9 protein-coding genes and 1 pseudogene are annotated in these 12666 nt (G+C 68.6%); 5 read left to right on the top strand and 5 right to left on the bottom strand.

Translation table 11 applies throughout. From position 1 onward, the window contains the following. Positions 1-25 precede the first annotated feature (25 nt). Genes K8940_RS12340 through lptF form a run of 3 tightly spaced genes read right to left on the bottom strand, consistent with a single transcriptional unit; the run spans position 26 to position 4690 of the window. The gene (locus tag K8940_RS12340) at positions 26-2455 is read right to left on the bottom strand and encodes an LPS-assembly protein LptD (protein ID WP_223390257.1); all 2430 of its coding nucleotides are present in this window, start codon (positions 2453-2455) and stop codon (positions 26-28) included. Next, entirely contained in the window at positions 2448-3554 is a 1107-nt protein-coding gene (gene lptG / locus K8940_RS12335; RefSeq protein ID WP_223395844.1) for an LPS export ABC transporter permease LptG, read from the bottom strand. The genes K8940_RS12340 and lptG overlap by 8 nt, the downstream gene beginning before the upstream one ends. Continuing rightward, positions 3551-4690, bottom strand: a complete 1140-nt coding sequence (lptF, locus tag K8940_RS12330; protein WP_223390256.1) for an LPS export ABC transporter permease LptF — start codon at positions 4688-4690, stop codon at positions 3551-3553. The genes lptG and lptF overlap by 4 nt, the downstream gene beginning before the upstream one ends. Before the next feature lie 227 nt (positions 4691-4917). Between lptF and K8940_RS12325 the strand changes: the two genes are divergently transcribed. The 5 genes and pseudogenes from K8940_RS12325 to K8940_RS12305 all read left to right on the top strand — a co-directional run. Continuing rightward, positions 4918-6399 (top strand): leucyl aminopeptidase, encoded by a 1482-nt coding sequence (locus K8940_RS12325; protein WP_223390255.1) that lies wholly within the window; start codon positions 4918-4920, stop codon positions 6397-6399. A 1-nt stretch (position 6400) separates the two neighbouring features. Then, positions 6401-6862 (top strand): DNA polymerase III subunit chi, encoded by a 462-nt coding sequence (locus K8940_RS12320; RefSeq protein ID WP_223390254.1) that lies wholly within the window; start codon positions 6401-6403, stop codon positions 6860-6862. Beyond that, the gene (locus K8940_RS12315; RefSeq protein WP_223390253.1) at positions 6859-7203 is read left to right on the top strand and encodes a peptidase inhibitor I78; all 345 of its coding nucleotides are present in this window, start codon (positions 6859-6861) and stop codon (positions 7201-7203) included. The genes K8940_RS12320 and K8940_RS12315 overlap by 4 nt, the downstream gene beginning before the upstream one ends. A 70-nt stretch (positions 7204-7273) precedes the next feature. Continuing rightward, a complete protein-coding gene (locus K8940_RS12310; RefSeq protein WP_223390252.1) occupies positions 7274-9781 on the top strand; it encodes an MASE1 domain-containing protein in 2508 nt (835 codons plus the stop codon). A 164-nt stretch (positions 9782-9945) separates the two neighbouring features. Next, positions 9946-10224, top strand: a pseudogene (locus K8940_RS12305) (c-type cytochrome); the annotation flags it as partial. Here K8940_RS12305 and K8940_RS12300 read toward each other — a convergent pair. Continuing rightward, positions 10225-10623, bottom strand: a complete 399-nt coding sequence (locus K8940_RS12300; RefSeq protein WP_223390251.1) for a hypothetical protein — start codon at positions 10621-10623, stop codon at positions 10225-10227. Positions 10624-10710: 87 nt separating this feature from the next. After that, positions 10711-12576, bottom strand: coding sequence for an ABC-F family ATP-binding cassette domain-containing protein (locus tag K8940_RS12295; protein ID WP_223390250.1), 1866 nt, complete (start codon positions 12574-12576; stop codon positions 10711-10713). Between the last annotated feature and the right edge of the window lie 90 nt (positions 12577-12666).

The raw sequence follows: 12666 nt of genomic DNA, 5'->3' as shown, positions 1-12666 counted from the left end.
CCGCACGCCCCCCAAGCGCGGTCACTTAGTTCGAGCTGTACCCTGTATCACCCAATGTGGCGAGCGTTAGGCGGAAGACGATCGTTCGGTCTGGCTGCAGCCGAAGACCGGTCGCCGTCGAGGCGTAGCGGTCCTCTTGCTGGTAGATCACGTCGATCCGGATGCAATCGTCCTGGTAGGCCACGCCGACGTCCCGGCGGCGCCAGACGTCCTCGACCATGTCGCGCTGGCCGAAGGTGGTCAGCGAGAATCGCTTGGTCAGCTTCAGCTCGCCCCGGGCTTCGAAGCTTTCCTGGCGGTTGCCGTTGGCGTCGAGTTCGTCCTTCAGATAGCGGATCGAGCCGTTGGCGCGCGTGGTGTAGGCGTCGACCCCGGTCTCGATCCGGTGAATCTCCTGGGTCTCCGAGTCGAGGCGCGTGCGGGCGAAGGCGGTCACCCCGCGGATCGGCGTGACCGTGGCCGCCACGATCCAGTCCGACGACTTTGTCTGCAGGCCCGTACGGGCCGGCAGCAGCGAGTCGAACTCCGAACGGAAGCTGCGACCGACCAGGACGCTGCCGCCGCGGCCGTCGGGCAGGCTGTAGGTCGCCCGGCCGCCGACGTTCAGCCGCTGGCCGCCCTCGTAGAGGTCGAAGCCCGGCGACTTGTTGGCGCTGAACAGGTTGGTCTCGTCGAACTCCAGCGTCGCGCTGTCCTCGTTGTAGAGGTAGGTCGTCGTCCCATTGCGGGCGACCACCGTCGGCACGCGCGAGCTGTCCGAGCCGACGGCGATCTGGGCCAGGGGCTCCAGCACGATGTTGCCGCCGTTCTTCAGCGGCTTGTAGAACGGCAGGCTGAAGTCGACGCCGCCCACGCCCAGGGCGCGGGTGTATTTCTCGCTGGAGTCGTCGCCCAGGGCGGCGGCTTCGGCGGTGACATAGGTCTTGATCGAATAGGCGTCGGCGCGGGCCTGGGCGAACGGCGAGATCTTCAGGCCGTTGCCGACGATGGTGCTGGTGCGCCAGTCGGCCTTGACGCTGGCGCGGCTGGAATCGACGCCGTCCTGGCCCTTGTAGGCGCCGAGATAGTAGGGCGCCTCGCCGTACTGGCTTTCCGAGCGGTTCAGCATGACGCCCGACCCCTGCAGGCGCAGGCGGCCGCCCAGCACCGGGGCGTCCGGCTCCCAGCGGGCCTCGACCAGCGGGCCGATCAGCGGGAAGGCGCCGCTGTTCTCGAAGGCGTTGGCCGTGCCGGTGGCGCTGGTGCCCACGACCCGCAGGCCCTGGACCGAGACGGCCGAGACCGAGAACCACGACCGTTCGTCCTGGCGCGTGGCGTACAGCTGCGAGACCAGGCGATGGTCGTCGCTCGTGAACAGGCCGCGCTGCTGGTAGACGTCGTTGATCTTGTAGCGGTCGAAGATCAGGGCGTCGGAGGCGCGCTCGGCCGAGAAACCCCACTTCCACTTCTCGTCGATGTCGAACTTGCCGTTCGCCAGGATGTAGCTGATGGCGGTGGCCTTGCCGAACCGGTCGCCGCGGATGTCGAAGTCCTTGTCGTAGGTGAAGCCGCCGCGCGCCTGGAGCATCCCCGAATAAAAGCGCTTGCGGTAATCCACGTTCACGAACGGGTTCACCTTGCTGTTGATCTGGGGCGTGACCACCACGTCCGACGACGGCGAGATCACGTAGAGATAGGGCTGCTCGTACGAGACGCCCCGGCTTTTCGAGTAGGGCGTGATCTTGGGGGCCAGGAAGCCCGAGCTGCGCTTGGCCTGCGGGTCGGGGTGCCAGAACAGCGGCATGTACAGGACCGGCGCGCCCCACAGGTGGATGACGGCGTTCTTGTAGTAGACCAGCTGCTTCTTCTTATCCTGGACGATCTTGTCGGCCGAGACCGACCAGGTCGGGGTCGGCTTCTCGGCGCAGACCTCGCAGGGCGTGTAGATCGCCTTGTTCAGTTCCTGGATGGTGGCGCTGCGGCGCACCGCGGTGACCGAGGCCACCTTCATGTTCTTGTCGAGACGGGCGGCGAAGTTGCGCGCGAAGCCGGCCTTGAAGTCCTTGTCGGCCTCGAAGTGGTCGGCGAACTCGGCGGTGCCGTCGGGATTGAGAATCTGGACGTGGCCGTCGGCCGTTACCGCGCCGGTCTTGTGGTCGTAGACGATCTCGTCGGCGCGCAGGGTGCGGCCCTGGTAGCGCGTCTCGACCGAGCCGCGCGCCGTGATGATCTCGTTCTTGTCGTCCCGGATCAGCAGGTCGGCTTCCAGATAGTAGCCGTCGTCGCCCAGGCCGTCGGACGGCGCGGCGGGAACCACCGGCGTCGGCGGGATCGCCGCCAGGCTCTGTTGGGCGTTGGCCTCGCCCGCGCAGGCGAACGCCAGCCAGGTCGCGCCGCCCAGGAGCAGGGCGCGGCAGGCGTGCGGGACGCTGGGACGCTGTTCAGTCATGAACGACCTTGGCAATGACTCACCCATCTTCCGTATAGCAAAGCAAAGTGAAGCCCGCCAAAAGCGCGACGGTCGGCGGTGTCCATGCGGCGATGAACGGGGCCAGAACGTCCGCCTTGCCCAAGGTGCTGCACAGCTCGTTGAAGAAAAAGAATCCGAAGCCCAGGGCGACGCCGGAGCCGGCGAGGGCCGCCAGGCCGCCCAGGCGCATCAGGCGCAGCGAGAACGCCGCCGCCAGCACCGACATGGCCGCGAACAGCAGAGGCGTCGCGAGATCCTGCTGCAGGCGCAGCTTGAACGGCGCGGCCGAGAAGCCGGCGTCCTCGGTGCGCTCGATCGTGGCCGGCAGGCGCCACAGCGCCACGGCCTGGGGCGTGTTGAACCGCTCGGAGGCGGTGCGGTCGTCCAGGTTGGACGGAATCGACAGGCTGTCGGAGCGGATGGCCCCGGCCCCGGGCGTGGCTTCGCGTACGCCGGTCAGGCGCCAGAAGCCCGGCTCCAGCTTGGCCTCGTTGGCCTCGATCCGGCGCGTGAAGTCCATCACGCCCTTGCTGTTGAGGCTGTAGACGAACAGCGACACGCCCTTGAGCCGCACCGAACCGTCGATGACGTCACGGGCCCGGGCGCGGATGACGATCTGGGTCTTGTCGTCGCCCTGACGCAGCCAGGTGCCCTTGGGGGCTTCCTTCAGATAGCCGTTCATCAGGGCGTCGCGCTCGGTCTCGAACTTGGCGGTCATCGCCGTGGTCAGAGGGTTGAGCAGGCTGATGGTCAGGAGGCCGATCACGAACGAGGCCGTGGCCGCCGGCATGATGAACCGCCAGGCCGAGACGCCGGCCGCGCGCATGGCGATCAGCTCGCTGCGCCGGTTCAGCTCGACGAAGGCCCACATGGTGCCGAACAGGAAGACGAACGGCGCCAGCACCAGGATGGTGGCCGGGGCCTGCAGGATCGTCAGGTACAGCAGCTGCAGGAAGCTGGCGTCCGCGCGGGTGCCGACGTTGCGGGCGATGTCGACGAAGGCGATCAGCATCACCATCGCGCCCAGCACGGCCAGGGCGCCGACCAGCGCGCTCATGGTGCGCTTGAGGACGTAGCGTTCCAGCATGCCCATGGTCAGCATCAGGCCGCTCCCGTCCAGGCCGGCGCGGCCTTGGCCAGCTTGCGCCGGACGCGGGCCGAGACCTTCTGGCGGAAGATCTGCGACAGACCCCACCACATGGCCGCCAGCGGCACCAGATACTGCAGGATGTTGAGCCAGGGATCGTCCTCGCACGCGGCCTGCACGCCGAAGCCGACGATGCGCACGATGGCCGCGGCCGCGCCGACGGCGGCGATCCGCTTGCCGTAGCCCATGCGGCTGAACGCGCCGCCCAGCACGGCCGCCAGGGCCATGGTCATCAGGGCGATGTTGTACAGCGGCCCGGCGAAGCGCGAATGGCCCTCGGCCAGCATCTTCTCGCGGTTCTTCTGCTCCCAGTCCTGGCTCATGTCCGGGAAAAACAGCTCGTGCGGATAGCGGTCGGCAATCTTGTAGTGCAGCAGCTCGTCGCTGTGGAACAGGCTGGACAGGTCGAAGGTGTATTCGTCGAACGAGGTGTATTGCAGCACGCCCTGGCGCGAGAACTGCTGGTTGGAGCCATGGCGCATGATCAGCACCGGCTCGCCCCGGCGTGTGGCGATCTCGGCCTCGCGCGAGGAATAGGTCGAGGCCCCGCCGTTGGGCAGTTCCTGGTGGATGAACAGGTTCTGGATCTTGTTGTCGCGATCGATCGACTGGGCGTAGACGGTCAGGCCGGGGCCCGGCTCGGTGAACTGGCCCGGCTGGACCAGGGTCGAGGCGACGTCGGTCTTGATCTCGAAGGCCGTCTCGCGGATCTGCCGCGCGCTCCAGGGCTGCAGCCACAGGCCCGAGATCAGCGAGACCAGGGCGGCGAACACCGCCAGGCGCATGGCTGGCGAGATCACGCTCCAGCGGCTCATGCCGCCGGCGAAGCAGACGACGATCTCCTGCTCGGTGTGCAGACGGTTCAGGGCCACCAGCGCGGCCACGAACAGGGCCAGCGGCATCATGATGCCCAGCAGCTGGGGCAGGGCCAGGACGATGATCTTCAGGAACACCAGCGCGCTCTGGCGCTGCTCCACCAGCACGTCGAACTCCGACAGGCTGCGCGCCAGCAGGGCGAGCGCCACCAGGGCCGCGGTCGCCAGAAGCGTCGGACCCAGCAACTGGCGGAAGAGATAGCGTTCTATGAGGCGCATGAAGAGATGTTCGGGGCGGATGGATTCGTGGGACGAACCCCGAAGATGGGCCGTTCTACACGGGGGCTTCGCGTCGGCACAACCGGGGACCTGACTTGACCATTCCGACTGGGGCCGAACGGAGCCTTTTCTAAGGCGCGGCATTGGACTATGCCGCCTAGTCTAGAGTAAGCGGCAGCGCCGTCGCGACGCGCCGCTTCGAAGTCGCCCAGATGCAGGAGCGCGGCATGCGTATCGAGTTCGTCCCCGTCGACACCCAGGCCGGCGCCACCGCCGCCCTCGCGGTCCTGGCCCATGAGGGCGCGGCCCTGTCGCCGGAGGCCAAGGCGGCCAACGAGGCCACCGGTGGCGCCCTGGCGCGCGCCATCGCCGGCGGCCGCTTCACCGGCGCCAAGGGCCAGACCCTGGACGTCGTCGCGCCGCACGGCCTCGAGGCCGCCCGCCTGGTGCTGGTCGGCGTCGACGGTTCGGGCGCGGTCGAGCCGGAAGCCGTCGAGACCGCCGCCGCCTCGGCCTATCAGGCCGTGAAGACCACGGGCGTCACCGAACTGGTCCTGAAGCTGGGCGCCGACGCCGAGAGCGCCGCCCGCGCCGCGTTCGGCGCGCGCCTGGCCGCCTACCGCTTCGACAAGTACCGCACCACCGAGAAGGCCGAGAAGAAACCGTCGGTCCAGGTGGTCAAGGTCGCCGCCGCCGACCCGGTCAAGGCCCAGAAGGCCTTCGAGCCGCTGTCGGCCCTGGCCGACGCCATCCTGTTCAGCCGCGACCTGGTCTCCGAGCCGGCCAACATCCTCCATCCCGAAGAGTTCGCCGCCCGCGCCAAGAGCCTGGAAAGCCTGGGCCTTGAGGTCGAGATCCTGGGCGAGAAGGAAATGGCGCAACTGGGCATGGGCAGCCTGCTGGGCGTCGGTCAGGGCAGCGTCCGCGAGAGCCAGCTGGTGATCATGCGCTGGCTGGGCGCGGCCGATAAGGCCGCCCAGCCGATCGCCTTCGTCGGCAAGGGCGTCTGCTTCGACACCGGCGGCATCTCGATCAAGCCCGCCGACGGCATGGAGGACATGAAGTGGGACATGGGCGGCGCGGCCGCCGTGATCGGTGTCATGCACGCCCTGGCCGGCCGCAAGGCCAAGGTCAACGCCATCGGCATCCTCGGCCTGGTCGAGAACATGCCCGACGGCAACGCCCAGCGTCCGGGCGACGTGGTCACCTCGATGTCCGGCCAGACGATCGAGGTCATCAACACCGACGCCGAGGGCCGCCTCGTGCTGGCGGACGCGCTCTGGTACTGCCAGGACCGCTTCAAGCCCCAGTTCATGATCGACCTGGCCACCCTGACCGGCGCGATCATCATCTCGCTGGGTCATGACTACGCTGGTTTGTTCAGCAATAACGACGGCTTGTCGGAAAAACTTCTCGCCGCCGGCAAGGCCGAGCGCGAGCCGCTGTGGCGCCTGCCGCTGCCGGCGTCCTACGAGAAGCAGATCGAAAGCCCGATCGCCGACATGAAGAACATCGGCGGTCGTCCGGCCGGTTCGATCACGGCGGGCCTGTTCCTGCAGAAGTTCGTCAACGGCACGCCCTGGGCCCACCTCGACATCGCCTCGGTGGCCTGGAAGAAGCCCTCGACCGACCCGACCGTGCCCGACGGCGCGGCCGGCTACGGCGTGCGTCTGCTGAACCGCCTCGTCGCCGACGCCTACGAAGGCTGACATGACCGCTGGCCCCTGCGAGGTCTGGTTCTATCATCTGGAGCGCTCGCCGCTCGAGGCGGTGCTGCCCGAGCTTCTGGAAAAGACGCTCGGGCGGGGCTGGAAGGCGCTGGTGCGCGGGGGCGATCCCCGGCGGCTGGAGGCGCTGGACCAGCACCTGTGGACCTATCGCGAGGACAGCTTCCTGCCGCACGGCCTGGCGACCGAGCCGATGGCCGAGCGCCAGCCTGTGCTGCTGACCGAGCAGGACGGGAACCCCAATGCGGGCGACGCGCTGTTCCTGATCGATGGGGCCGAACCTGGCGATCTTTCAGGCGTTTCGCGCTGCGTCCTGCTGTTCGACGGCCGGGACGAGCAGGCCCTGGCGCTGGCCCGCGGACGTTGGGCGGTGTTCAAGAAGGCCGGTCATCCGGTGTCGTACTGGCGCCAGGGCGCCGAACGCGGTTGGGAGAAGCAGGCATGAAGCGCGTCGTTCTGGCCTTGGCCCTGGGTCTGGTCGTGGCCTCGTGCTCCAGCGCGCCCGAGCCGGCCCCGCCGCCGCCGCCCGCCACGCCCACCGCGCCGCCGGCCATCGCCCTGCCGGCCAAGCCCCCGACGGCCGAGGCCGCAAAGGACCAGTGCGGCCTGAAAGAGGCTCAAGCCTTTGTCGGCAAGCCGCGCACCAGCCTGCCGGCGCCGGTCGACCCCTCGCGCTGGCGAGTCGCCTGCACCACCTGTCCGGTGACCATGGACTACCGCGCTGACCGCCTGAACATCCTGTTCAACGCCGACACGGGTGTGGTCCAAGAGGTCAAGTGCGGCTGAATCGCCGCCGCGACAAGCTTTTGTGGCTTCCGTGCGTTTGAGATGAAATAACTCGGACAGCCGGAGATTCGTGACCGGCCGGTTCCAAAGCATGGTCGACCAGCCGACGATCGGACCCAAGACCCGTGACGACCTGGCGGCCACGCTGTTGGCTGCGCTGGGCGTCGCCATAGGCTTCGCGTTCCTGGCCTATCTCTGCGTCGAGGTCCCGCGCGCCTACGATCACCTGACCCCGATCTGGCTGTCGAACGGCTTCCTGGCCGCCTGCCTGCTGTCGTCGCCGTCGCGGCGCTGGCCCGCGCTGATGGCCGGGGCGGCGGTCGGCGCCCTGACGGCCGGGGCGCACGCCGGCGACAGCCCGCTGGTCAACGTCATCCTGGTCACCCTGAACCTCTCCGAGGCGCTGCTGGCGGCGGTCGCCGTGCGGCGGGTGACGGGCGAGATGATCGACCTGGGCCGGCCGCGCGACATGATGGCCTTCGTGCTGCTGGGCGGCTTCATGGCCCCGATGGTGGCGGGCACGGCCGCGTCGTCGATCCACACCCTGATCGTTGGCGGCGACCTGCTGACCAATGTTCTCGGCTGGGTGCTGAACGACATCCTGGGCATGCTGACCATCGGCCCGTGCCTGGTGGTGTTCTTCAAGGCGGGGCTCTATCTGCGCGAGCGGCCGCTGTCGCGCGACGGCGTGCTGTCGATCGTGATCTGCTGCCTGATGACGGCCGTGGTCTTCGCCCAGACCAAGTACCCGCTGCTGTTCCTGGTGCCGCCGGCCATGCTGCTGGCGGCCTGGCGCCAGGAGGTGCTGGGCGCGGCTCTGAGTTCGGCCCTGGTGGCGGCGATCGCCATGGTCCTGACCATCTCCGGCCGAGGGCCTATCCACCTGATCCTGGCCGGCACGGACACGCAGTCGACGGTGCTGCAGCTGTTCCTGGCCGTCTCGACCTTCGTCAGCCTGCCGGTCGCCGCCTTCCAGCGCCAGCGTCGCGCCATCCTGGCCCATGTGGTCGAGACCCGCGCGGCGGCCGAACGCAGCGAGGCCCGCTATCGCCTGCTGGCCGAAAGCGCCCTCGACATCATCGCCCACAGCGATCTGAACGGGCAGATGACCTATGTCTCGCCCGCCGCCCGGGCGATCCTGGGCTACGAGCCGGAAGAACTGCTGGGCGCGGAATATCTGAAGATCCTGCTCGACGAGGATCGAGCCACGATCCGGCGCGTGGTCGAGGTGCAGCGCAACTGTCCCAAGGGTGTCACCGCTCCGCCGGCCGAGACGGTCGAGTATCGCGCCTTCCGCAAGGACGGACGGATGATCTGGCTGGAGTCGCGGCCGACCCTGGCCTGCGACCCGGTCACGGGCGAGCCCACGGGCATCACCGACATCATCCGCGACGTCACCGCCCGCAAGACCCTGGAGATGGACCTGCGCGCCGCGCGGGCCGAGGCCGAGGCCGCCGCGGCCGTGAAGGGCGAGTTCCTGGCCAATATGAGCCACGAGCTGCGTACGCCCCTGACCGCCGTGATCGGCTTCGCCAACCTGCTGGCCGACGAGCCGGACCTGAGCCCGCGCGGCCGGCGCTATGTTGACCGCATCGCCACGGGCGGCCGCACCCTGCTGGCGACGATCAACGATATTCTCGATTTCTCGCGGCTGGAGCAGGGGCGCATCACCTTGAACCCGCGCCCGGTGGCGATCGCCGACCTGGTGTCCGAGGTGCTGGAGATGCTGGCGGCCGACGCGGCCGCCAAGAACCTGGTGCTGCGCGCCGTGGGCGACGAGGTCGCGCCGCCGGAGCTGCGCCTCGATCCCGAGCGGGTGCGGCAGGTGCTGTTGAACCTGGTCGGCAACGCCGTGAAGTTCACCGAGGTCGGCGAGGTGCGTCTCGAGACCGACTATGACGTCCAGGCCGGCCGCCTGCGGGTCAGCGTCACCGATACCGGGCCCGGCGTCACCCAGCAAGACCAGGCGCTGATCTTCGCCCGCTTCGCCCAGATCGACGCGGCCCTGACCCGCGAGCACGGCGGCACCGGGCTGGGCCTGGCCATCTCGCGCGGGCTGATCGAGCTGATGGGTGGCGACATCGGGGTCGAGAGCACCCTGGGCCAGGGGGCGCGCTTCTGGTTCGAGATCCCGGCTCAGACCGGTCCCGGCGACGACGCCGACGAGGCGGGCGGCGAGGACGATATTCCGTTGCCGCCGCCGGGCAGCCGGGTGCTGGTCGTCGACGACAACGCCGGCAATCGCGAACTGGTCCGTTCGGTGCTGGAGGCGGTCGGGGTCGAAGTGGCCGAGGCCGTGGACGGGGAAGAGGGTGTCGCCGCGGCGGCCGCCGCGCCGTTCGACGCCATTCTGATGGATCTGCGCATGCCACGCCTGGACGGCGTCGCGGCCGCCCAGCGGATCCGCGCGGAGGAGGGACCCAGCGCCCGCTCGCCGATCATCGCCTTCTCGGCCGACGTCCGCTCGGGTCCGCTGGATCCGGTGTTCGACGGTGCGACGCCCAAGCCGCTGACCGTGCTGTCCCTGCTGTCGACCCTGGCGACGGCCTTGGCCGCGCCCCGTCCGGCGACCGCCTAAGCAGAATCCCGAACTGGCGTCGCCGGTCATCCGGGCGATCATCGCCGCGAACGGGAGACGCTGGCATGTGGCGCGCGGTGATGATGGGAACGGTCTTGGCGATCGCGGCGGGCGGTCTGGCGCTGGGGCAGGCGCGCGGCGGCGTCGAGCGGCCGGGCGAGCAGTCGGGCTCTCCGGCCCGGGGCGCGGCGTTCGCGACGCGGGAATGCGCCGGATGCCACGCGATCACCAAGGACGGCGTCAGCCCGCGCATGCAGGCCCCGCCGTTCGGCGAGGTGAGCCGCAAATACGCCGACTACCGGCTGGATTGGGAATTGGAGACGATCGCCTCGGTGGGGCACTACGCCATGCCGCCCAAGGCGATGACGGCGATCCAGATCGCCGACGTCACGGCCTATATCCGCTCGCTCGACGACGAGCCCAGGACGCGACGGGAACGCTAGCTAGCGCTTGCCCACGCCGGGGAACATCGCCGGCTGGCCGTCGAAGACGCCCAGATAGCCCAGCTCGCCCAGAAGCGGCGTCATGTCCTCGACCAGGTCGCCCGAGTGCGGCAGGTGGGCCGGGCGGCCTTCCTGATCGTGCAGGCGGTAGACGGTCCACATCTTGCCCTTGGGGCTCGGCGCGCCCGGCGGGATGAACTTGTGTTCCCAGCCCACGAGCGCCGGCGTGCGGCCGATCTCGATGTCGAACGGACGGTCGCGGAACGCCAGATCCATCTCAATACGCATGGCTTCGCCGATGCGATCGTTCACCCATTGGGCGAAGGCGTCCAGCACCACGTCGGCCGACAGGCCTTCGGGGTTCGCGACGATGTGATTGCGTGCGGGGTGCGTTGTCATGTCGCACACCATGAACGCGAGATGTCGCTTAACCACTAAACTTCATGGTTTAGGACCGTTTACCCTCTCCTTGAGGGAGAGAGGCGTTCAGGCCTCCGCCAGCGACAGTTCTTCAGCCAGGTTCATCCAGGCTTCCTCGGCCTCGTCCAGCTTGGCCTTGGCGTTGTCGCGGCGCTTGGTCAGCTCCGCGACCTTGGCAGGAGTCTTCACATAGAGGTCCGGATCGGCGAGCTGGGCGTCCAGTTCGGCCAGGTTGCGCGCGCATCGGGTCATGGCCTGTTCGGCGGCGTCGACCTTGCGGCGCAGCGGCTCGACGGCGGTCTTCTTCGGCGCGGAAGCGGCGGCGGGTTCGGGCTCGCGGGCGACCTGGGTCGGCTTCACCGCCTGCTTGGCGCGCTCCAGCACGAACTTGGCGTAGTCGTCCATGTCGCCGTCGAACGGCTTCACCGTGCCGTCGGCGGCCAGCCACAGGCGGTCGGCGACCAGCTCCATCAGCGAGCGGTCGTGGGTGATCAGGATCACCGCGCCCATGTAGTCGTTCAGGGCGTCCAGCAGGGCCCGGCGGCTGTCGATGTCCAGGTGGTTGGTCGGTTCGTCCAGGATCAGCATGTGCGGCGCGTCCATCGCCACCAGGTTCAGCAGCAGGCGCGCGCGCTCGCCTCCCGAGAGGCTGTCGACCTTGGTCTCCTGTTTCTCGAAGCCCAGGCCGAACTGGGCCAGTTTCGAGCGGCGCGAGCTTTCCGAGGCTTCCGGCATGGCCCGACGGATGATTTCCAGCGGCGTGTCCTCGGGATCCATCGCCTCGATCTGGTGCTGGTGGAACCAGCCGACCTTCATCTTCTTGTCGCGGTGGAACTCGCCGGCCTGCACGCCCAGGGCGCCGGCGATCATCTTGGCGAAGGTCGACTTGCCCGCGCCGTTGACGCCCAGCAGACCGATGCGGTCGTCCAGGTCCATCCGCAGGTTGAGGTTCTTGAGGATCGCGCGGCCTTGCTCATAGCCGACCGACGCCTTTTCCAGTCGGATCAGCGGCGGGGGCAGGGGGCGCGGCGGCGAGGGCAGGGTGAAGGGGGCGACGCGCTCCTCGATGGTGGTGCTCACCGGCTCCATCTTGGCCAGGCGCTTCATACGGGATTGCGCCTGCGCAGCTTTTGAGGCCTTGGCCTTGAAGCGGTCGACGAAGGCCTGCAGGTGGGCGCGCTCGGCGTCCTGCTTGGCCTTGGCGGACAGCTGCAGGCGGGCCTTCTCGGCGCGGCGCTTCTCGAAGTCGTCGTAGCCGCCCACATAGAGCTCCAGCTTGCCGCCGGCCAGGTGCAGCATGTGGGTGCAGCTGTTGTTGAGCAGCTCGCGGTCGTGGCTGACGATCAGGGCGGTGTGCGGATACTTCTGGAGGCGGGCCTCCAGCCACAGCGCGCCTTCCAGGTCGAGATAGTTGGTCGGTTCGTCCAGCAGCAGCATGTCGGGCTCGGCGAACAGCGCCGCGGCCAGGGCCACGCGCATGCGCCAGCCGCCCGAGAACTCGCTCATCGGCCGGGTCAGGTCGTCCTGGCTGAAGCCCAGGCCTACCAGGATTTCGGAGGCCTTGGCCGGGGCGGCGTCGGAATCGATCTCGATCAGGCGGCCCCAGATCTCGCCCATCTCCTCGGGATCGGCCGTTTCCAGCCGGGTCAGCAGGCCGTGGCGTTCCTCGTCGGCCTCAAGCACCGTCTCCAGCAAGGTGAAGGGCGTGGCTGGGTGCTCCTGGTCCACCGAACCGATCCGCGCGGCCTTTGGCAGGCTGATCTCGTCGTCGCCGGCGTGCAGCTGGCCCAGGATCAGCTTGAACAGGGTGGACTTGCCCACGCCGTTGCGGCCGATCAGGCCGACCTTGGCGCCGGGCGGGAGGCTGACGCTGGCGTGGTCGAAGAACTTCCGTCCCCAGGCGTTGAACGTCAGGTCGTTGATCTGAAGCATTTTTGTGAAGGTTACGCGGCGGGGTTGGCGGGGAGGAGGCGCACGGCTATAAGCCCGCAACCTCCCAATTCACAACTCTTGTGTGAGATC

It is taken from the genome of Caulobacter segnis, from assembly GCF_019931575.1.
Lineage (GTDB): Bacteria > Pseudomonadota > Alphaproteobacteria > Caulobacterales > Caulobacteraceae > Caulobacter > Caulobacter segnis_C.
This window is presented reverse-complemented; position numbering and strand designations above follow the sequence as displayed.